The organism is Anaerocolumna sp. MB42-C2, from assembly GCF_030913705.1.
Classification (GTDB): Bacteria; Bacillota; Clostridia; order Lachnospirales; family Lachnospiraceae; genus Anaerocolumna.
The window spans coordinates 1,120,072-1,141,251 of sequence record NZ_CP133190.1; the positions used below are offsets into that span (position 1 = coordinate 1,120,072).

The 21,180-nt window shown below is 35.3% G+C and carries 26 protein-coding genes and 1 riboswitch; of the genes, 11 read left to right on the forward strand and 15 right to left on the reverse strand.

The genetic code is table 11. The annotated features are described in order from the left end of the window. Position 1 precedes the first annotated feature (1 nt). The 5 genes from RBU59_RS05070 to RBU59_RS05090 all read right to left on the reverse strand — a co-directional run bounded on the left by RBU59_RS05070 (position 2) and on the right by RBU59_RS05090 (position 2,308). Positions 2-1,042 (reverse strand): hypothetical protein, encoded by a 1,041-nt coding sequence (locus RBU59_RS05070; protein WP_308146793.1) that lies wholly within the window; start codon positions 1,040-1,042, stop codon positions 2-4. Beyond that, the gene (locus RBU59_RS05075) at positions 1,039-1,305 is read right to left on the reverse strand and encodes a hypothetical protein (protein WP_308146794.1); all 267 of its coding nucleotides are present in this window, start codon (positions 1,303-1,305) and stop codon (positions 1,039-1,041) included. Before RBU59_RS05075 ends, RBU59_RS05070 begins: the two co-directional genes overlap by 4 nt. A gap of 216 nt (positions 1,306-1,521) precedes the next feature. Further along, positions 1,522-1,701 (reverse strand): hypothetical protein, encoded by a 180-nt coding sequence (locus RBU59_RS05080; protein WP_308146795.1) that lies wholly within the window; start codon positions 1,699-1,701, stop codon positions 1,522-1,524. Then, positions 1,698-2,105, reverse strand: coding sequence for a hypothetical protein (locus RBU59_RS05085; RefSeq protein ID WP_308146796.1), 408 nt, complete (start codon positions 2,103-2,105; stop codon positions 1,698-1,700). The genes RBU59_RS05080 and RBU59_RS05085 overlap by 4 nt, the downstream gene beginning before the upstream one ends. Positions 2,106-2,125: 20 nt before the next feature. Then, on the reverse strand, positions 2,126-2,308 hold the full coding sequence (locus tag RBU59_RS05090; RefSeq protein ID WP_308146797.1) for a hypothetical protein: 183 nt from the start codon (positions 2,306-2,308) through the stop codon (positions 2,126-2,128). 137 nt (positions 2,309-2,445) lie between these two features. On the opposite strand from RBU59_RS05090, the gene RBU59_RS05095 reads away from it, so the two are divergent. Beyond that, positions 2,446-2,619 carry a hypothetical protein gene (locus tag RBU59_RS05095; RefSeq protein WP_308146798.1) on the forward strand — a complete coding sequence of 58 codons (174 nt, stop codon included), beginning with the start codon at positions 2,446-2,448 and terminating at the stop codon, positions 2,617-2,619. On the opposite strand, the gene RBU59_RS05100 is transcribed toward RBU59_RS05095, so the two are convergent. Both RBU59_RS05100 and RBU59_RS05105 read right to left on the reverse strand, forming a co-directional pair. Beyond that, positions 2,616-2,831 carry a hypothetical protein gene (locus tag RBU59_RS05100; RefSeq protein ID WP_308146799.1) on the reverse strand — a complete coding sequence of 72 codons (216 nt, stop codon included), beginning with the start codon at positions 2,829-2,831 and terminating at the stop codon, positions 2,616-2,618. The genes RBU59_RS05095 and RBU59_RS05100 overlap by 4 nt on opposite strands. A 36-nt stretch (positions 2,832-2,867) precedes the next feature. Next, positions 2,868-3,014 (reverse strand): hypothetical protein, encoded by a 147-nt coding sequence (locus RBU59_RS05105; protein ID WP_308146800.1) that lies wholly within the window; start codon positions 3,012-3,014, stop codon positions 2,868-2,870. Positions 3,015-3,139: 125 nt separating this feature from the next. Between RBU59_RS05105 and RBU59_RS05110 the strand changes: the two genes are divergently transcribed. Both RBU59_RS05110 and RBU59_RS05115 read left to right on the forward strand, forming a co-directional pair. Continuing rightward, positions 3,140-3,505 carry a helix-turn-helix domain-containing protein gene (locus RBU59_RS05110; RefSeq protein ID WP_308146801.1) on the forward strand — a complete coding sequence of 122 codons (366 nt, stop codon included), beginning with the start codon at positions 3,140-3,142 and terminating at the stop codon, positions 3,503-3,505. 309 nt (positions 3,506-3,814) lie between these two features. Then, positions 3,815-4,753, forward strand: coding sequence for an exonuclease domain-containing protein (locus tag RBU59_RS05115; RefSeq protein ID WP_308146802.1), 939 nt, complete (start codon positions 3,815-3,817; stop codon positions 4,751-4,753). A gap of 345 nt (positions 4,754-5,098) precedes the next feature. Here RBU59_RS05115 and RBU59_RS05120 read toward each other — a convergent pair whose 3' ends face one another. Together RBU59_RS05120 and RBU59_RS05125 are read right to left on the reverse strand one after the other, a co-directional pair. After that, a complete protein-coding gene (locus RBU59_RS05120) occupies positions 5,099-6,391 on the reverse strand; it encodes a KAP family P-loop NTPase fold protein (protein WP_308146803.1) in 1,293 nt (430 codons plus the stop codon). Between the two features lie 22 nt (positions 6,392-6,413). Further along, positions 6,414-7,265, reverse strand: coding sequence for a hypothetical protein (locus tag RBU59_RS05125; protein WP_308146804.1), 852 nt, complete (start codon positions 7,263-7,265; stop codon positions 6,414-6,416). A 405-nt stretch (positions 7,266-7,670) separates the two neighbouring features. On the opposite strand from RBU59_RS05125, the gene RBU59_RS05130 reads away from it, so the two are divergent. From RBU59_RS05130 to RBU59_RS05150, 5 genes are read left to right on the forward strand one after another with little or no spacing between them, the layout of a single operon-like run. Beyond that, entirely contained in the window at positions 7,671-7,937 is a 267-nt protein-coding gene (locus RBU59_RS05130; protein WP_308146805.1) for a DUF4160 domain-containing protein, read from the forward strand. Positions 7,938-7,958: 21 nt separating this feature from the next. Further along, positions 7,959-8,255 carry a DUF2442 domain-containing protein gene (locus RBU59_RS05135; RefSeq protein WP_308146806.1) on the forward strand — a complete coding sequence of 99 codons (297 nt, stop codon included), beginning with the start codon at positions 7,959-7,961 and terminating at the stop codon, positions 8,253-8,255. 20 nt (positions 8,256-8,275) lie between these two features. Continuing rightward, positions 8,276-8,689 (forward strand): type II toxin-antitoxin system HicB family antitoxin, encoded by a 414-nt coding sequence (locus RBU59_RS05140; protein ID WP_308146807.1) that lies wholly within the window; start codon positions 8,276-8,278, stop codon positions 8,687-8,689. A 10-nt stretch (positions 8,690-8,699) separates the two neighbouring features. Beyond that, entirely contained in the window at positions 8,700-10,292 is a 1,593-nt protein-coding gene (locus RBU59_RS05145) for a recombinase family protein (protein WP_308146808.1), read from the forward strand. Between the two features lie 40 nt (positions 10,293-10,332). Next, positions 10,333-10,746, forward strand: a complete 414-nt coding sequence (locus RBU59_RS05150) for a glycosyl hydrolase family 18 protein (RefSeq protein ID WP_308146809.1) — start codon at positions 10,333-10,335, stop codon at positions 10,744-10,746. Positions 10,747-11,116: 370 nt separating this feature from the next. Here RBU59_RS05150 and RBU59_RS05155 read toward each other — a convergent pair whose 3' ends face one another. The 3 genes from RBU59_RS05155 to RBU59_RS05165 all read right to left on the reverse strand — a co-directional run bounded on the left by RBU59_RS05155 (position 11,117) and on the right by RBU59_RS05165 (position 13,766). Continuing rightward, the gene (locus tag RBU59_RS05155) at positions 11,117-11,857 is read right to left on the reverse strand and encodes an amino acid ABC transporter ATP-binding protein (protein WP_308146810.1); all 741 of its coding nucleotides are present in this window, start codon (positions 11,855-11,857) and stop codon (positions 11,117-11,119) included. Positions 11,858-11,890: 33 nt separating this feature from the next. Continuing rightward, positions 11,891-12,619: an amino acid ABC transporter permease gene (locus RBU59_RS05160; RefSeq protein ID WP_308146811.1), complete on the reverse strand. Its 729-nt coding sequence runs from the start codon at positions 12,617-12,619 to the stop codon at positions 11,891-11,893. Positions 12,620-12,869: 250 nt separating this feature from the next. Next, the gene (locus RBU59_RS05165) at positions 12,870-13,766 is read right to left on the reverse strand and encodes a transporter substrate-binding domain-containing protein (RefSeq protein WP_308146812.1); all 897 of its coding nucleotides are present in this window, start codon (positions 13,764-13,766) and stop codon (positions 12,870-12,872) included. A 382-nt stretch (positions 13,767-14,148) separates the two neighbouring features. Next, a riboswitch (Lysine riboswitch) is annotated at positions 14,149-14,329 on the reverse strand. A gap of 268 nt (positions 14,330-14,597) precedes the next feature. Between RBU59_RS05165 and RBU59_RS05170 the strand changes: the two genes are divergently transcribed. Both RBU59_RS05170 and feoB read left to right on the forward strand, forming a co-directional pair. Then, positions 14,598-14,825, forward strand: a complete 228-nt coding sequence (locus RBU59_RS05170) for a FeoA family protein (protein WP_308146813.1) — start codon at positions 14,598-14,600, stop codon at positions 14,823-14,825. 59 nt (positions 14,826-14,884) lie between these two features. Next, positions 14,885-17,002: a ferrous iron transport protein B gene (gene feoB / locus RBU59_RS05175; protein WP_308146814.1), complete on the forward strand. Its 2,118-nt coding sequence runs from the start codon at positions 14,885-14,887 to the stop codon at positions 17,000-17,002. A gap of 93 nt (positions 17,003-17,095) precedes the next feature. Here feoB and RBU59_RS05180 read toward each other — a convergent pair whose 3' ends face one another. Beyond that, on the reverse strand, positions 17,096-17,569 hold the full coding sequence (locus tag RBU59_RS05180) for a metal-dependent transcriptional regulator (protein WP_308146815.1): 474 nt from the start codon (positions 17,567-17,569) through the stop codon (positions 17,096-17,098). 380 nt (positions 17,570-17,949) lie between these two features. On the opposite strand from RBU59_RS05180, the gene RBU59_RS05185 reads away from it, so the two are divergent. Beyond that, positions 17,950-19,674: an ATP-dependent metallopeptidase FtsH/Yme1/Tma family protein gene (locus RBU59_RS05185; protein WP_308146816.1), complete on the forward strand. Its 1,725-nt coding sequence runs from the start codon at positions 17,950-17,952 to the stop codon at positions 19,672-19,674. A gap of 249 nt (positions 19,675-19,923) precedes the next feature. Here RBU59_RS05185 and RBU59_RS05190 read toward each other — a convergent pair whose 3' ends face one another. Both RBU59_RS05190 and RBU59_RS05195 read right to left on the reverse strand, forming a co-directional pair. Further along, positions 19,924-20,307, reverse strand: coding sequence for a VOC family protein (locus RBU59_RS05190; RefSeq protein WP_308146817.1), 384 nt, complete (start codon positions 20,305-20,307; stop codon positions 19,924-19,926). Positions 20,308-20,343: 36 nt separating this feature from the next. Next, positions 20,344-20,973 (reverse strand): hypothetical protein, encoded by a 630-nt coding sequence (locus tag RBU59_RS05195; RefSeq protein WP_308146818.1) that lies wholly within the window; start codon positions 20,971-20,973, stop codon positions 20,344-20,346. Positions 20,974-21,180: the final 207 nt, after the last annotated feature.

Consider the following 21,180-nt stretch of genomic DNA (forward strand, 5'->3'; position numbering starts at 1 on the left):
GTCACCCCTTAAAATATTTACTCATAATATCCCTTTTGGATTTTGGTTTATCATCCTTGGGCTGTTTTGGACTATGAGCCGATAAACCGGTGAGAAAATTCACATCTGCATTCAGTTTCATTTCTGAGGTGGCTTTTAGATTCTTAATAATCATATCCTGGTTATCCTTTATCTTCTGATATATCGCATTAAGGCGTGTCTTGGGATATGACAAACCGGATATCATGCAGACCGTTGCCTCTTCGTTGTAAGTCTGGAATGTATCAAGTGGTATACCAACCACTTTCTCAATATCTGCCACCTCAATCTCACCCTTGGAAGATAACGCTATGTATTTTACTGTCCCATCACTCTCGATCGGCGCCAGGGAAGTTTCATGCAGTGCTTTAATCAATCCCACCGAACCGGCTTCTTTCGCTTTCACCATAACGGCCATTCCATGGGTTTTCATGGTTTCTTCCATCTCGGCCTTATCAATGTTTCCCTTAATACTTTTATGCTTCTCCGGAATTTCGATAAAGTCCTGATATACTTCCACCAGTTCTTCATTCAGGGAAAGCTTCTCCCCTTTCTCATTGTCCAATACCAGTACAGACGCACTGCCCTGAATTTCGATTAATTCAGAAAAACACTCATAACTGTTAATCTGTGCCTTGATACTTTCCTTGGTACCTGGCAATATGGTGATTGCTCCGACTATCTTCTTTTCATCGATTAATAAATCCATAAGCATCGGCCCGGCTCCGCTTCCGGTACCGCCGCCGGAAGCAAATATCACATAAACAATATCCGTATTCAGTTTTAAATCAATTTCCTGCGCGATATTGTCAAAGTCATCAATAACCAGCTGTTTGGCTTTATGACGGTCTTTATTACAACCCTCTCCGCCCGTTATGTGATAGATAAATTTCACATCATCCAAGGTATCCAGATCCTCTTGTGATGTATTCACATGCAGAACGGGAAAGCCTTTCTTCTCGAACAGCCGTCCGATATTACCACCAGCCTGTCCAATCGCAACAAAGCCTATCCTTTCTTTCATCTGTCTTTTTCCTCCTTTAAGGCTTCTAAGCCCTGGGGAGTAATATAAAAGGTCATAGCATTGCCCTCTTTTGCCCCAAGACTTACGTAGCCTTTTTCCTGAAATTCTTTTAAATATTTATAAAATGTGTTACCCTTATATCCAATCTCCTCCGCAGTAATAATCTCATTCACAGTCATGCCGGTATTGCGGCTGAATGCTTCATTACCTGACAGAATGGATAAAATCAGTAATTGCAACCGGTTCACATCATCACCTTCCAACTTTGATTTCCTCTGATTTCCTCGGATTTTCTCTGATAGTCTCTGATTTCCTCGGATATGCTCTGATTGTTTCGGATTTTCTCGGATATCCTTGTCCTACTTTAATCTTGTAAAATGATACTTACCTACCTACTTTTGACAAAATGGCACAAATATGCTATTATGAATTATCATTATTTGTTTAAGCACTTTGTGCTTTGCCTGCCTAACTCGCAATTAGGTAGGCTTTTTTTCATTTTGATTCTCCGATAAATATACTGTTTCTGCTCCGCATTTCGTACAGGTATTGCTTCTCTGTACGGTCCATGTAATATACCCACAGCATTTACACTTTGTGAGATAAAAAGGAGCCGTGATCGGAGTTCCATCCGGGTAAGTAGTCATTTTAAACTTCATGAATAAACAACTTCGCCTCCCCACTTTGATAAATAGTAATCCATTGATCGCTTGTCCGACTTAGATACAACAGCCGCTTTGGCAATCCCTTTATTCCAATAACTTAACAATTCCGATTCATTAAGCTTATTGTCCGGTCTTAAAAGTAAATGTATCGCAGGGTGATTTTTCATAATCGGCTTTACAATATAGCAATACTTAAACTTACCTGTAATGCTCTTTTGAATCTTTTCCAAATATGTTAGAATATCTTTATTAACTGTCTCAGCATCCACTTCATTTCTGTAAGCGAGAATAATATGTAAGTCTTTACCCTTTACCTTTTTGTCTGAAGCTTCACTTAACTGGTCATCTACATTAATCACTGTTTCTCCTGCCTTTCTCTGACTTAATATATATGTCAACTTGTCCTCCTGGCAGCCACCTAGGTGGGCCTATCTTTATTTGTTTCTTCCAGTTCTTTCTTCTTAGCGTATTTTGCTGATAAATGCCTATATGCAATTTCATTGACCCGTTTCATAATCTCCAGGCTTTCTTCCGGACTTCTCATATAATCATCATGGATACGTACTAACCCACCTTTAATTATCATTTCTTTAACTACCACTTAATTCACCCCCTGTGGTATATGGTATGCGTTATCGTTTGTACAACTTTCGTGTTATTATTGTATATCTTCCATTTTTCTCCTATAATGTAATTACGGTACGGCAATACCGCAATTACATATGAAAGGAGATTCTTATGGGCATTGAAGCAACCTATGAAGTTGTTGAATCTGATGGTAAACTTGTAGAACTTCCTAGTGGTACTTATTTTTGTTTTGAATGTAATAAATTTAGAAAAACAATACCTTCACGATGCAAAGGCACCATCGAGCCATGTAAGTGTGGATCAACAACCGTATTTACCACTTAATAAGTATTACCCTTGGCGCCTTGTGGCCTTTGTGTATCCGGCACAAGGCGTTGAACCTTATTAAAAAATGTGACAAATTCTTTTTCGATTTCCTTTTGAATATCATCTGGTACTTGTTCCAATACTAAATCCACACGAACTCGCTGAGAATTTTCTATATCTAATGAATCCCAGTTAATTGTTTCTTTCATAATTTTCTTTAAATCAAACATGTTTTATTCTCCTATTCATAATTTTCTGCTGCCTTGTCAGGCAGATAACAATTTCTTTTCCCACTTAGCTCTTTCCTCTTCTTTACCCAGCATGTACCAGGCAACTTTATCTTTTGTCTCTTCATCAAGCTGAGTAAATTTTCCGGTCACTCTTTCTAAGATTTCACTTTTCTTTTGATTCATATTCTCACCTCGCTTTCTTTGTCCCTTGTAGCTACATAATAATCCCTTTAATTAATTTTGTCAATACATTTTTGTTGACTTAAGGGATTTTTTTTGATATATTTGTTTTTGGAGGTGATTAAACTTTGAATGAAAGATTGAAAGATCTTAGAAAATTTCTTAATCTAAATCAAGAAGATTTCGGAAAGAGATTGGGTGTAGGAAAAACTGCTATATCTAAATTAGAAAAAGGTGAAAACAATTTAACTGATTCTATGGTAAAACTAATTTGTAAAGAATTTAATGTTGATTACATATGGCTTACAACAGGAAAAGGTGAAATGTTTATTGAGCCTGATATCGATGCTATGGAAATAATTGATCGCATTATGACCGGAGAAAATAAATTCCATAAGGATTTATTTAAGACATTTGCACATTTGGATGAAGAGGATTTACTGGCTTTAGAAAGAATTATTGACAAATTCATAGAAATAAAAAAAGCCGACTAATCGGCTTTTTTTGTGTAAATATATAGAACCAGCTTATAGATTCTTTTTATGTTTGAGTTTCCGTTAATTTTATCAACCATTTTATGTATTGCATCTTTGTATTCTTTTTCATTCATTTATTACATACCCCCGTTGTAAAATCTCAGCCGCTAAGAAAATTATAGAACGTTTGTTCGTATTTTGCAAGGTTTAATTTTATTTATTATAACATAATCTTACATTTTTTACAAAATTTTCTTTCAATTTATTGAAATATGTCTTATTTTGGGATAATATAACATTATAAATAATTTATAAGGGGGAAGATATATGCATGAGTATGATTTTATTGCTATTGATTTCGAAATAGCAAATAACAACATGAATAGTGCCTGCTCAGTTGGTATTGCAGCTGTCAAAGATTTAAAAATTGTTGAAAGTGAATATCATTTAATCAAACCACCTACAGATAATTTTCGAAAGGAAAATACTGAGGTTCATGGTATAACTTTAGATGATGTTAAGAACGCCGATTCATTTCCTATTATCTGGGAAAAGATAAAAAAATATTTCGGAAGCTTTGTTATTGCTCATAACGCACATTTTGATATGTCTGTATTAAAGAATTCTTTCGATACATATGATATGGAAATACCTCAATTTTATTACCTGGACAGTATCACTATTTCTAATACTATATGCAGTACTGCAATTGGTACTTCTTTAAAAGATAGAACCGATTATTTCAGTATAGATTTGCAAAATCATCACAATGCCTTAGAAGATGCCACTGCATGCGCCAATATTGTAATCTGCTCCATAAAAGCAGGAGATATGATTAGTTTAGCTGATTATATCAATAAATACTATACCGTGAATCCGCATAGCTTCTCAGATATAAAAGCCAATAAAACTTTTAATGCCTCCAAACGTCCGGCATATTCAAACGTAAAGATTTCAGACATTGTAGCTACCACAACTACCTTTAATAAAAAGCACCCTTTCTATAAGAAAAATATTGTACTAACCGGGGAATTAACCACATTAGACAGAAAGGAAGCAATGCAGAAAATTGTTGATGTTGGTGGTCTCGTTAAAAGCGGAGTTTCATCAGTTACACATTATCTAGTGGTGGGTAGACAGGATAAAAAATTAGTCGGTGAAGACGGCCTGAGTGGTAAAGAAGAAAAGGTTTATGATTTGATTTCACAGGGATATAAAATTAAGATTATAAATGAAGAGGAATTCATTAAGTTATTGTCTGAATAATCTGGTTACAAATTTGGATGAAGAGGATTTACTGGCTTTAGAAAGAATTATAGACAAATTCATAGAAATAAAAAAGCCGATAGCTATTCGGCTTTTTTTGTGTAAATATAAAGAACCAGTTTATAGATCCTTTTTATGTTTGATTTTCCAGTAATCTTATCGACCATTTTATGTATTGCTTCTTTGTATTCGTTTTCGTCCATTAATTTTATTCCCCTGTATGTAATTACTTTCAGCCGCTAAATAAAATTATAGATCATATGTTTGTTTTTGTATGTTTTATTTCCCTTTTATTATTATTAATAAATCTAATTGGTGAATAATCTTGAAACATTAATAGTATTTTCAAGTTAAATTAATAATCTTAAAAAACATATTTTTATCATAATTATCTATTAATATTCTGTCTAAATTATATTTATAATTTGAATTTGCCTTAAACATAAAGTCATATGTACTTAAAATGATTCCTAATTTTTTGTTTTCATCTGACTCTCTTGAAATAACTCTTAAAGTGTATGAATTTATAATTGAACTTTCTCTAAGTAAATTTTCTAGTTCTGTTCTTAATTTTCCATTTAAAAATAATCTAGCCTTTTCAACATCTTTTATGCTTAAAGCCAATATGATTGGCCCGAAAACTTGCAACAAATAAGAAAGACCCGAATTCTCCATAGAATTAATATCCCCAGTCATTTTAAATATTTTTTGATAATATATATTATAATCTCTAATAGAAAATTTATAGTAATTTCCAATTTCACCCATTATTTTTTGAAAATATTTTTCAGAATTACTGTACGGATCAATAAACTTAATGTAATCATCTACATTAATATCTTTCAAAGAAAATTGAAAATCAAAAAATCTGTTCAAATAAGTGGTTCCATCAAAATGATACCCATAAAAATTTTTTATAGTATGTACTAATTGTTCTTTGTTTGTAGCGAACAAGAAAATTACTCTTTCATCATCAAAAAAATGTTTGACCTTTTCAAGTAATTTTACTGCATAATCTGGCCTACATCTATCCAATTCGTCTATGATTATAAGAAGTTTTTGAGTATGCTCTGTGATTATATCATTAAATATTGATTTTAATATTGATTTAATTTCTTCTTCTATAAGCACAGATTTTATATAAGTTTCTGGTTTTTCAATTAATTTCTCAAAATTAATATTAATACCTGTAAATGATACTAAAGAAGTAGCTAATGAAGCAATTTTTTCTTTAGCTTTGCTTATTTTTACTGCATCATCATTTCCATATCCACTTTTTATAATTGAAAATATAATTGATAATAATGGATCATTATGATCATCATATAGCCACGAATCATAATATATCGGAATAAAAGTTTTTTTCATTTCAAGATATTTTAAGTAATTACTATTCTTTACAATTTGTCTTATACGACTGTTAGTGTTATTCCTATAATAATTTAAAAGCAATTCCAACTGTTTAACAAAAAAAGTCTTGCCATTTCCCCAATTAGAATCTAATGATATATTAACGCTTCCATCAATTCCATCTAATATCATTAAAAAATCTGCTATTTCCTGGTTTCTTCCTATACAATCAATCTCTAAAGTATTTAATAAGTTTTCTTCTGTTACACTAAGTTCAAATTTCTTCATAAGTATTTACCTCACCTAATTATTAACATTTATTATCAATAAATAAATTAAACTTAATTTTCCTGTCTGGTTCATACAGCCAACATCCAGTCTTTTCGAATATTAGCTTAATTGTTAAATTTTCTTCTTCCGAAATTTTCAAAGTTTTGCGAAAATCACTTTCGTTTGATCTTTCAAAGTCTTCTTCTTTAGAAAGTGTATCTATAATCTTATCAGTATCAATTACATCATATATATTGTATCCCGAAGTACATATTCCTCCTCCAAAAGGATAATATGTACTTCCATCTTTTGTCGTAATTAATGTATTGACACCATTATACCTAAGTACGTATTTCTCCTTAGGTTCTAAATGGTCACCAGTAATCATTCTTGCTTTATAGACATCAATCAATTCTGGCCAATTATTGTGTAAAATTTCTAACAATTCAGAATTTACCCAAACTAAAGGATACTTCTTCCCATGTGGCATTGCTTGTATAACATAAGCATCTGTCTCAGTAAACATAGTGAATAATACATATTCCGTGCCTTTTCGCTTAAAATGAAGATGTGTTATTCCCCAATCATTAAGCATTAGTTCTTTAAAGTTTTCATCCTTTTCTAATTTACGAGATAAATAGGGATATAAGTCATTACCATTTCTTATCATTTTTTTAATTTCTTCATAATCGTTTGCATGTTTTGACGGAACACATAGCTCCTTGGATTCATGAATAGTCCTTTTGTTATTACTAATTACTATTCTTTTTAAATTTAAATAATTAGTAGTATTCCATTCAATTGTAGCACTCTGGTTATATAATTTCCCCAATATCACCATTTCCTTTTCCAAGTATTTCTTCCAATCTTCCATAAAATTTAACTCTATCATATTTCCTCCTCTAATTAGAGTTACTCTTTAAACATCCAAACAGTTATATTAGTTCATAATTACCAGTTTGTATATTATATTAAGTAAAGCGGCTTGCTCTACATTTAGCATATGATCACCAACCTTTGTAATTATTTAACATTATTTTATCACAAAATGGATGTTTGTACAATTTATTTACTCCTGTCATTTCCATATCTCTTAAGGATTATTTCTTACTTGATCTTATCTCCCTCCAATTCATTTTAAGTCGGCAACACAAAATAATATTGTACTAATTTATAGAATAATAGTTAATGCTTTTATTATCTCTATTTAATCTTTCCATTGACATACGCACATAACAGGCGCATAATAATATTCATAAGTAAGACCTAGTAATATAATTTTAGGAGGGATAACATTATGCCGGAGTTAAGTAGATTTCAGGGGATGATAATAAAGATGTTGTTTTTGGATGATGATAAACATCATAAACCGCATGTACATGTATACTATGGAGATTATGAAGCTTCTGTGGGAATTGACGGTGAATTGCTTGCAGGTTCTATCCCTGTAAAACAATTAAAGATATTAACTGCCTGGCTGATCATACATGAAGATGAATTGTATATGGCTTGGAACAACGCAGTAAGAGGCTTACATTTTGATAAGATAGAACCTTTAAAATAAAAAGAATGGAGGTATTTAAGTATGTATATAATTAATGGTATTGCTTATGCAGGTGAACCAACGGAAACAATTAAAGTGAAATCCGTTAAGGTAGTTTCTGACCTTTGTCTGCTTATAACATTTTCGACAGGTGAAAAACGTATCTTTGATGCTACTACCTTGTTACAATATCCCGTATATCAGCCTTTAACAAATGAAGAACTATTTAAACAGGCATATATTGAGGGCGGAACTGTCGTATGGGATAACGGAGAGATTGATATAGCACCGGAGACCTTGTATCATAACAGTTTTAAATACGATGAAATCAATGTGTGAATGTACAAAGGAGAGGTATTATGCGTAAATTAACTTATCTGGCTGTACTGGAACCCTCTAAGGATGGTTACGGTGTATATTATCCGGATTTACCCGGCTGTATCAGTACCGGAAATGATATCGAAGATGCTCAAAAAAATGCTAAGGAAGCATTAGAATTACATGTCTATGGTATGGAAAAAGGCAATAAGAAACTTCCTCTGCCCACCTATTCTTTGAAAACTAAGGATATAGAGGGCCGTATTGTTACTCCTATTACCATCTTTCCTGACATTGTACGCAACGATCAGGATAACCGGCGTGTTAAAACCAATGTAACTATCCCCTTATGGTTAAAGGATAAGGCAGAGGCGAGCGGTGTCAATTATTCCAGATTATTGGAAGTATCTTTAATGGATTACCTAGGTCTTACCGGCAAAGACTTAAGAAGCTAAGGAGTTAACGATGCAAGAAGAATACGCAATCTACTTAAGAAAATCCCGCGCTGACATGGAAGCGGAGGCCCATGGAGAGGGTGAAACTCTCCTCCGCCATGAGAAGACGCTATTAGATTTAGCCAGAAAGTTAAATCTAAATGTCACTGAAATCTATAGAGAAATCGTATCGGGTGAGACCATTGCCGCCAGGCCGGTGATGCAGCTGCTGCTCTCCGAAGTGGAGCAGGGTAAATGGAAAGGTGTCCTGGTTATGGAAGTGGAACGTCTGGCAAGAGGTGATACTATCGACCAGGGAATTGTATCCCAGGCGTTTAAGTTCTCTGGTACCAGGATTATCACACCGGTTAAAACCTATGACCCCTCCAACGAATTCGATGAGGAATACTTTGAATTTGGTTTATTTATGAGCCGCAGAGAATTTAAGACCATTAACCGCCGGATTCAGCGCGGCAGAATTGCATCGGTGAAAGAGGGTAAATATATCTCCTCCGTTGCTCCATACGGTTATGAACGAATCAAGTTAAGAAACGAAAAAGGTTATAGTCTAAAAATAAATGAAGAACAGGCCAAGGTTATCCGGATGATTTATAATTGGTATGTCTACGGTGATCTGCTGCCGGATGGTAAGAAAGAGATGTTAGGCTGCACTAAGATAGCCAGGAAGTTAGATTCCATGTCGATAAAACCCATGATTAAAGCTTCCTGGTCCAGAGCCTCTATTAAAGATATCTTAGAAAACCCTGTATACATAGGCAAAATTCGCTGGCAGCACAGAAAAGAAGTAAAACAGATTCGCAATAATGTAATATCCATTACCCGGCCTAATGCTACGGACTATATTCTGGCCGACGGTTTGCATGACGCAATTATTGAGGATGAAACCTGGTACAAAGCACAGGACATCTTAAAGAAGAGGGGTAAGCCTCCTATTCCGGGAAGTGCAGTCCTTAAGAACCCTCTGGCCGGTATCGTATACTGCGGTAAATGCGGTACCATGCTGACACGTCTTGCACCCAATAAAAAGACAGCTTACGATTCCATGAAGTGTCCCAATATGTATTGTAATAATATCTCCTCTCCCCTTACTGTTGTGGAGGATTCCATTATCGATGCCCTTGAGGACTGGCTGAACAATTTTAAGTTCCAATGGAACAGCAAAAAGCAAGACCTGCCTTATGAACAGTCAATCAAAGACAAAGAAGCCATCTTACGTGATATCAATTCCCAGTTAACCAAGTTACGCAACCAGCTGGATAAGACCTTTGAATTATTGGAGCAGGAAGTTTATACAACCGAAGAATTCCAGGACAGACGGAAGAAGTTAACGGAACAGATCAATACCCTGGAGGAAACAAAGCTTTCCCTGTTAAAAGAAATAAACGCTTTAAAGGAACAATATAATAATAATGATATCCTGATTCCTAAGATTGAACATCTGTTGGAAGTGTATTATGATCTGGAGGATGCCACCTCCCGGAACGAACTTCTGAAAGAAGTATTAGAAAAAGTGGACTACATAAAAACAGAGCCCAATAAGAAAGGAAAGCGGGAAAACCGCAATTTTACTATAGATATCTTTCCAAAAACAACTCAGATATAATGACCTATAACTTGCATGTGCATATACATTTGGCCCTCCAATGGCTACAGCGCCACTTGCAAGTGTGAGAAGGGTTTTAGAATATGGCGTATCGGTAATTGACCCGGATAAGATCCTAATGGGCATGCCTAACTACGCTTATGACTGGCCCTTACCTTTTATTAAACAACAGACTTCAGCCGAATCTATCAGTAATGTACAGGCAATTGAACGGGCAGTCCAATATGGTGTGGCTATTCAATTTGATGAACAGGCACAAACTCCTTTTTATTATTATACAGACGCTCAAGGAGTAGCACATGTGGTTTGGTTTGAAGATGCCAGAAGCATGAATGCGAAATATAGATTAATACCTGAATACAATCTAACAGGTGCTGGAATATGGCAGATTATGAATTTCTTCCCCCAGAGCTGGCTGATAGTGAATAACCTTTTTACCATAGCCAAAGTTTAAAGTTCAATGCAAAAGATATATTAATTCTTATATATGTACTTATAAGTCACATACAATTATAAAAAGGCCTGTTGCAGGGCCATAATTTATCTTAATTTGGATAGAATCGTTTATATTCCTGACCCAAACTCGATAAATTTGTTTTAGCGACAGACCTTTAAATGAATACCTACATCTAACCATGGAATTCGCTGACATTAACATTTCAGTCAACTTTAAATTATAAAAATTTTATTAAGCGTTTAAATTTATTAAACGTTTAAATTTTATTACGGTTAACCTTTAACGGTTTAACCTTTATTATTGTTCTATTTTCTTTTATTTATAATTACTAATCTAGCCTTATCCGAATTATAAAATAAATTTAAATTCATTCCGCATTTAATACACGGCTTAAAAATTCTCTGGTACGTTCTTCTCTTGGATTGTTAAAGATCTGTTCCGGACTTCCCTCTTCTGCTATAACACCCTTGTCCATAAATACAACTCGGTTAGAAACTTCTTTTGCAAATCCCATTTCGTGAGTTACTACCAACATAGTAAGCCCAGACTGGGCCAGTTCTTTCATAACCTTAAGAACTTCTCCTACCATTTCCGGGTCAAGTGCTGAAGTAGGTTCATCAAATAACATAACATCCGGTTCCATAGATAAAGCTCTGGCTATTGCCACTCGCTGTTTTTGTCCGCCGGATAATTGTCTTGGTTTCGCATTGATATATTGTTCCATACCAACTATTTTTAAATATTTCATAGCAACCGTTTTTGCTTCTTCCTTGGAACGTCCAAGTACTTTAACCTGTCCAACCATACAGTTGCTTAATACATCATGATTATTAAATAAATTAAACTGCTGGAATACCATACCGAGTTTAGTACGGTAAGCATAGATATCATGTTTATTATCCAGGATATTTTCCCCATTGTATATAATCTGTCCGCCGGTAGGCTTTTCTAACAGGTTAACACAACGAAGCAGCGTTGATTTACCGGAGCCTGAAGAACCGATGATACATACTACTTCACCTTTATTTACTGAGAAATCAATATCTTTTAACACTTCATGAGACCCAAAGGACTTACTCAGATGTTGAATATCAATTACTTTTTCCATTCTATTAACCTAACCTCTTTCCCTGTATTTTTCCTATACCTGCATCTGATTTCCCATCATAATGTAATTATCTGGGCCGTCTAATTTTCTTTCAATTGCGCGTAAGATTCTCGTGACTGTAAATGTCATGATAAAGTACAATACACAGGCAACTGCAAAAGACTCAAAATACCTGAAATTATTACCTGCAACGGATTTCGTCTGGAAGAATAATTCGGATACAGCAATTACATTTAATACGGAGGTATCTTTAATATTAATTACAAATTCATTACCTGTTGCGGGTAAGATGTTACGGATAACCTGTGGCAATACTACATGTAACATAGTTTTAATGTGGTTCATACCAATTGCAGCAGCTGCTTCAAACTGACCTTTATCAATGGAAACGATACCACCGCGGACAATTTCGGACATATAAGCTCCGGTATTAATGGATACAATAAATATTGCTGCAACGGACTTATTCATATCAATATGAAACGCCTGTGCAGAACCATAGTATATAACCATAGCCTGAACGATCATAGGTGTTCCCCTGAAAAATTCAATGTATACTGAAAGTATAATATTAATAATTTTTAATAGGATCTTTTTTAAACCACGTTCCGGTACCGGTATAGTACGAATGACCCCTACCATCAAACCAATCAGAGACCCTAATATGGTACCAATGATAGAAACGTATAAAGTAACCCCTGCCCCTCGTAAAAACATCGGCCAGTTATTTGATATAATCTTAATAAGCCAATCCAGGCTCATATCATTACCTCCTTAAATAAAAATAAACAAAATCATAATTGTTGAATCCTGAGTTTTAGCTCTAAATGTTTTCAACAACTTGAGTCCAGCTTATCAGACTCTGGCGCTGACACTTAATAATTTTTGCAGCAATTAACTCTTAAGTGTCAAACACCTCCCCCGGAGGGTTTTTATCTCATAGGATGAACTCTCCGATGAAAGATAGAAACCGGCTGCTTTCTTTATACACCCGGTTTCGTAAGTAGTCTCATTACTGAGCTGCTGGCTGATTTAATATAGCAGTGTCCATAATGCTTGTACGCTCTTCTTCTGAGACACCTGCTAAAATTTCATTGATTTTAGCAGTAAGGTCACTTCCTTTAGCAACACCGACTGCTATAGCAGTATCATCATCCGATGTTTGAAATCCGTCTGTAAATTCTACCATTGCAAAATTATCATTGGCCGCGGAAGCGCTGACACCCTCTGGGCGTTCTGAAACATAACCGTCAATGATTCCGGATTCCAGTGCGACTCTCATAGCCGGGAAGTTGTCCATTGCAGTTTCTTTTTTAACACCTTCAATTTGATCTATAACTGAATAATGAAAAGTATTTAACTGAGCTGTAATTTTAGCACCCTTAAAATCTTGAATAGATTTGGCATTTTCATATTTTCCGCCTTTTTTAACTACCATAACCAAATCAGATTTGTAATAATTATCTGTAAAATCAATGGTTTCTTTTCTCTCTGCGGTAGGTGACATACCTGCAATAATCGCATCTATTTTACCGGATGTTAAAGCCGGAACAAGACCATCCCATTCTGTTTTAACAATAACTAATTTTTTACCTAAACCGTCTGCAATTTTCTTTGCGATCTCTACATCATAACCGCCTGCAAATTCCGCACCGCCCTCTATAGCAACACCTCCGTTGGAATCATCCATCTGCGTCCAATTAAATGGTGCATATCCAGCTTCCATACCTACTTTAAAAGTCTCTTCCTCTGTTGTCTCTGCCCCTGAATTATCAGAAGTTGCAGCAGCATCCCCGGATGCAGTCTGTGCCGTGCCCGGATTCTGCGAATCGGTTTTGGTTCCGCATCCCGCCAATAAACAAGCTACCGATAATGACATTGCTAATAATACACCTAATTTTTTCTTCATATCTTATTTTCTCCTTCTTTTTATTAATTTAATTCTAAATTATATATGTTCTATACAGGGAAAACCTGACAAGACAAAACACCCTATGCTAGTTTCCTTGTTCGAAAATTTATTCGCCTTTACACTAAAATTTGCAAAGTCGAACAACAAAGCAAAGAAGTCCGAAGTTCGGAGAACTTTCCTATAAATAAGAAAGAGTCTGGTTTGTCAGACTCTAGCGCTGACGCGCTGTCACTTTAGTGACGATCCACCTCTGGCGCGTCATGTGCATCCTGCCCGGAGGGCTTTTTATGCAATAGAACGCAATTTCCTATTGCATAAAAAAAACCTGAGGAAACCTCAGGCAATATACAAGATTGACCTAATAACCCCCTTCTTTCCCAACCGAGATAGCACAACTCAACAAACTGGGATGTTCATTGAGACAGTCCTACAGCTGTTAACTGTAGGCCCAGCAGATAATCCTGAGTTATTATCCACTTCGGCGATATTTCCTTCTCTATAGCATCTTTGCTTCTCAAACTCCACTAAAGACTGTTAAATATCGCGCCTCTACCTCACCTGCATTAGTGAGGTTATATTTAAATTATGTTATATATCTTACAACAACAATCTATATCTGTCAATCTACCAAATTATATTTCTTACTATTAATTTTTAAGTATTTTCTATAATAAACCATAATCAGTGAAAGTGTTAGATTAATGCAACTTAATTAAAGGAGGGTAAAATTTTGTTATCGGCTGATTTCAGTAACCATCCCATATTTTTATCATACTATAAAATTAGTTTATTATAACTTATATTTGGAATAAATTTGGAGGTAATAATATGATAAAACTTGACACTGTATCTGTAGGCAGACAGGTTACTGTTGAAGAGTTATCATCCACTGATATAGTAAGGGAACGAATGCTCGCTTTAGGATTAACTAAGGGAGCTAAAATTGAAGTCATTCGAAAAGGACCCAGTGGTGATCCGACTATATATAATATCCGTGGTGCAATGATAGCCTTACGTAAAGAAGAGGCTTCTCTTGTAAATGTACTGGACGCTTAAGATAAACCGGTAGGTGAAAATTTGATTAAAATACCAAAAATAAGCTTAGGAGGTTCGAAATGGGTTTAACATTTCAATCGATACAATCCTGTTCCCTGACAGATATTTTTCAAATAGACAAATCTGAAAAACAATATGTCATTGCCCTTGCGGGTAATCCAAACACAGGTAAAAGTACTGTTTTTAATGCGTTAACCGGACTTCATCAGCATACAGGAAACTGGCCGGGTAAAACTGTTGTAAATGCCAGAGGTGAATATCCCTATAACGGCCTTGAATATATTCTGGTGGATCTGCCGGGCACTTATTCCTTATTTGCCACCTCGGCAGAAGAGACTGTTTCCAGAGATTTCTTGTGTTTTGGAAATTCTGATGCCGTAGTGGTTGTATGTGATGCAACTTGTCTAGAACGAAATCTGAATCTGGTTTATCAGGTAATGGAGCTTACAAACCGAGTTATATTATGCATCAATCTCATTGATGAAGCAAAGAAAAAAAACATTGAGGTAGATGCAAGAGGAATTGAAAAAGAACTAGGTATTCCTGTAATTTTATGCGCTGCCAGAAATGGTACCGGTCTTTTGGAATTAAGAGAAATGATATATAAAGTGACAACAGGTGACGTTAATCCAAGTCCAAATCCTGTCCATTACAGTAAGGATATTGAAGATAAAGCTGCTGCATTAATTCCCGTATTTGAAGAGAATGTAAAAGGTGTTAATTCCAGATGGCTGGCCTTGCGGTTAATTGATGGTGACACCAGGTTTTTGGATTCCATTTTTACAAATTTTGAACACCCTCTGATAAAAAAATATATTTCCACAGACTGTTCCTATGAAGCGGAAGCAGACAAAAAGAAAATACGAGACGAAATAGCAAAACAACTTTATCAGAAAGCTGAAACAATTAAGTTAAAATATATAACACAAGACAGTTTAAAAATGAATCGTGACAGAATACTAGATAATTATGTAACCTCAAGAATATTTGGAATTCCCCTTATGCTGCTTGTTTTAGCAGTTATTTTCTGGATTACCATATACGGAGCCAATATACCCTCAGCTATGATATCCAAAACGCTCTTTTATGTGGAGGATAAATTAACACTCCTTTTCACCCTGTTAAATGCTCCCCAATGGCTGCACGGTGTATTCATTCTCGGACTTTTCAGGACCATGGCATGGATTATCTCCGTAATGCTGCCTCCTATGGCTATATTTTTTCCGTTATTTACGATATTAGAGGATTTAGGTTATCTTCCAAGGGTAGCATTTAATATGGATCATTTATTTAAGAAAGCCTGTGCCCATGGCAAACAATGTCTAAGCATGTGTATGGGATTTGGTTGTAATGCGGCTGGTATTGTATCCTGCAGAATAATTGAATCACCAAGAGAACGGTTAATAGCAATTTTAACAAATAATTTTGTTCCCTGTAACGGTAGATTTCCTACTTTAATTGCCATATCCTCTGTTTTTCTTGTGACAAAAACAGGTATAAATTATGGTATACTTCCGGCTTTGTCCGTAACAGGCCTTGTCATTTTCGGAATCATTGTAACGCTATTGGTCTCTTATGGATTATCCAAAACTATATTAAAGGGTATCCCCTCCACCTTTACCCTGGAACTGCCGCCATACCGGGTACCCCAAATAGGCCGTGTACTTTATACTTCTATAATAGACAGAACTCTCTTTGTACTTTGGAGAGCAGTTGCCGTAGCAGCCCCAGCCGGAATTTTTATCTGGATTTTGGCAAATATTCGTGTAGGTGATTTAAGTATTATCAGTCATGTTGCATTATTTCTGGATCCATTTGCAAAAATGATCGGGCTGGACGGCTATATCCTAATGGCTTTTCTATTGGCTCTTCCTGCAAACGAATTACTGCTGCCGATTTTAATAATGAGTTATTTATCCACAGGTGCTATGGTACAATATGATAGTATAGAATCCTTAAGAAGGCTCCTTTTAGATCATAACTGGACCTATCTTACTGCACTTAACGTTATGTTATTCAGCCTTCTTCACTGGCCCTGCGCTACAACTCTTTTAACCATACGAAAAGAAACCGGAAGCCTTAAATGGACTATTCTTGGTGCTGTTATCCCAACCGTTATTGCAGTAATTATATGTTTTATGACAACAATGGTTTTTCGGATATTTAACTGGGCATAGACGATACTATGTTAAAAACTATTTTCTAATAAAGTGGTTGTTGCAAAATTCTTAAGATTTAAACCATATAATTTTGCAACAACCGGCTTTTCGTCAATGCTTATCTTTGGAATTCCGAAAGGTAAGAAAATTATTCATAACTTGCGGATTATTGTCGAAGAACTCTATAAAATCTTGAATTCCACGTAATATTTCGTTACTTATAGTATGTTCCATCTTTTCTGTACTATCTAAAAGACCGTCTTTAATGTTCAGCAGGGTCAAAAAGCGCTCTATTAAATTATGCCGGTTCAGTAATGCTTTTCCTATTACTACTCCGTTTGATTCAAGCATAATAACCCCATACTTTTCATATTTTAATAAATTAATATCCGCTAATTTCTGAATCATTTTCGTTACGGAGGGCGGTTGTACATTTAGTGCTGCTGCGAGATCGTTTACCCTGGTAAATCCGTTTTTCTCTGATAGTCTGTATATCATCTCCACATAATCTTCTGCCGATGCAGATAAGAGTTCCTGATCTTTTCTCATATATTCCCGAAAAGTAAAAAATTCATGTTCTTGCATAATAAGCCTCTGACTGAAAACTTTTATTAATCTCATTATATGATAATACACAGTTAAATATGGATATTGTTTAAATAAGTGAACCTAACTAACTCTATATCCTGCAGGTAGTTTCAATTAAACTAATGGTTTTTAGGCGGTTGCGAAACAGTGATATTGTTGCTATTAGCGGAACTTTGTCATATTAAACAAACGGTAATAATTCAGTTTAAATACTAAACTTACGGGTCCCTCCTTGCGTTTTCATTCTAAAACAGGAAGTCACTTGGTATTTTCAAACATAGTTTCCAGTAATATTTTGTAGAAATTTAAAATACAAACCGTTACAATAAATTAAGACATTTTATGTAAACCACTACTAACCTTCGGGAGGTTATTGAATGAAAAAAATCTATTTTATAATACTGTCTATCCTAGTGCTTGTATTAGTTGGCCTGACAGGATATCAGTACCTGAATAAAGATAAGACAGAATTAGAGATGTCCTACCCCTCATTTTTAGACCTGGCAGAGAAACATCAAGTGGAATCCGTTGTCTTTAATGTAAACGGCAATACTTTTAAAGCAGTTCTCGGCAATGAACCAGATAATATTTATATAGTACCTAATCCCAAAACAGAAGATTTTATTGAATATTTACTTACCAATAATATTACCGTAAGCTATGGCCAGGGCGGTGTGGGAATAAAATTTTTACAATTTGGCTTTCTTATCCTGATAGCAGGCGGTGTTTTCTTATATGTGCGTAAAGGCGGAAGTAACAAACCTATGATTTCGGACGCAAATAAAAAGACCGGCAATGACTTTCCTATCACCTTAAATCAGATTGCAGGTAACACTGAAGCTAAATTAATGGTTGAAGATATCATAGAATTTATAAAACAACCGGAAAAATACTCTGCTGTCGGAGCAAGAATGCCAAAAGGTCTTCTTCTTTATGGCCCTCCCGGTACCGGTAAAACCTTAATGGCAAAAGCTATTGCCGGAGAAGCTAATGTACCTTTTTATGCCATGAGCGGTTCGGATTTCGTTCAAATGTATGTAGGTGTAGGCGCAAGCCGTATCCGAAATCTATTTTCGAAAGCAAAAAAAAGTGAAAAAGCAGTTATTTTCATTGATGAAATTGATGCTATCGGTAAAAAGCGCGCCCGGAATACTTCTGCCAGTAATGATGAACGAGACCAGACCCTGAATGCACTTCTGACGGAAATGTCCGGCTTTCATGAGAATAAAGGAATTGTTGTAATCGGTGCGACCAATCGGTTGGATACTTTGGATGAAGCCCTTTTAAGGCCCGGTCGATTTGACAGGCAGATTGAAATCGGTCTGCCCGATGTAAATGCCAGAAAAAAAATTTTGAATCTGTATGCAGAAAAAAAGCCTATCTCTGATGATGTTGATTTAGATGCCCTCTCAAAATCCACAGTATATTTCAGCGGAGCCATGTTAGAAAATCTTTTAAATGAAGCTGCAATTAATGCTGCTAATGAAGAACAGTCTGTAATAAATATGGAACATGTTGAAAAAGCATTCTATACGGTTATTGCCGGAGCACCAATGCTAGATCGCAGTTTTATCTCCGATCGTGACCGCCGGATTACAGCTTATCATGAAGCCGGACACGCGCTGGTAACCAAACTGCTTCAACCCGACCATTATATTTCCAAAGTGACTATCATACCAAGTGTCAGAGGAGCCGGAGGTTTTAACCTAAGTATTCCGAAAGATACCATGTTCCAGACACAGAAGCAGATTAATGCTAATATTCAGATGCTGCTTGCAGGCAGAGCAGCGGAAGAATTAATCTTTGGAGAAGAGGAAATAACCACAGGTGCCAGTAATGACATTCAGAAAGCCTCCTCCATCATTGTGGATTATATTAACAAATACGGCATGGATCAGGATATGGGGTTATTCAGTACTGCTGTTTTATTGGATGGTTTTGACCGTGAGCTGGTGAACAAATGCAGGAATCAGATGAATCTTTTATATAATGAGACCAGAAAATTACTAGAAGCTAATTTAGAACTTCTTGAAAATATCACTGCTGAGTTATTAGAAAAAGAATCCTTGAATGGTGAAGATATAGAACGTATCTGTGCATAATTTTTCAAGGTTTAATGCAAGATTCTATTTATTATGTAATAAGTGAAAAGACATATACCATTATATTTTTTATATATAATTCATATTAAAAATGCAGTTAAACCGTATCTTTGCTTAACTGCATTTTATTTATATCTTTATAGTAATTCGAAAATAATTACAATTTGGGTTGTTTAATCTAAATTTTCACAATAACAACCCACCTGAAATTTTTATCGAAAAAGGAGCTTTCATATCACTCAGCTTTTATTAAATAACAATTTCAATCTGATTTCCATCCGGGTCCAATATACAGCTTTCATAATAACCATCCCCTGTAGTTCTTGGCATGCTTATGACTTTATAACCGTCTTCAGCTAATTTATCAGTCAGTTGATCAACTCTCTCCCTGCTTCCCACACTAAAAGCCAAATGAATGAATCCCAGATGATTAAGTGCCGATGTCCTGTCTTTTAAATCGGTTAAAAACATGAGTTCCAGCCTGGTATCCTCATCAAAGGTTATAAAATATGACTTAAAACCTTTTTGCTTGTTTTCATATAGATGATTAGCTTTCCCTCCAAAATAGGTAATATAAAATTGCCTCATTTCTTCCAGGTTGTCAGTATAGAGTGCCATATGATTAATTTTCACTTTTACTCCCCCTTTTATCAAAATACACATAACCAATTATTTTATATAGATTAATCCACCATGCATACGGGTAGTTAAATACCACTTAAGTAAATCAAACCGAATTAAACTACCCTGATCTGATGCCGATGCAATCAAACTGTCTTCTTTCATTTCGGCACCGGTAATTGTTATCCAATGCCAGGCCTGAAGACTGGTCTCCTCACCCCTTGACAGATTTAAAAATGCCAGCGGACAGTCTGATTCAAGTCCGTGGTTTACAAATTCAAATAATCTTTCAACATTTCTTTTCCTGGTAAAGCAATTCTCCACCGAAAATACTTCCGTCTCCAGTAATACACCTCTATCCTCTGCAAACTTGGTAATACCGCCGGTAAATTTATCCACATGGTTGACACCCATGGCACCGGGAGTTATATATTTAAAAAGTTCATCCATATGTTTTAGAAAATCATTTTTCTCCAAGCTGTTTGGTATAAACAGTTCCTTATATTTATCCCTGGTCTGTGCAAGATATGCAGTTATATTAGAAGCACAGGTAGGACCGCAGCCGGCTTCCCTATTCCATGCTTTTGTATACCAAACCTGATTAGCTCCAAAATATGTTTTATGTCCCAAGCTATCTGTAATGTTCAGCAGTTCCGGCTGATTAATAGATATAATCATATTTCAACCTTCTTTCTATCCGGATTTGATATACTTATTTATACGCTCTCCGGTCGTTTTACATTAAATATATCATATTTATGTTCCTCAATTATATGCGGTATTATTATGAAATGCAACAATAAATTTCAGGTAATTTTATAAATGACATTGGGAGTGAACAGTAACTAATACTGCAGGCCTCATACACAAAAAACAGCCTAGCTA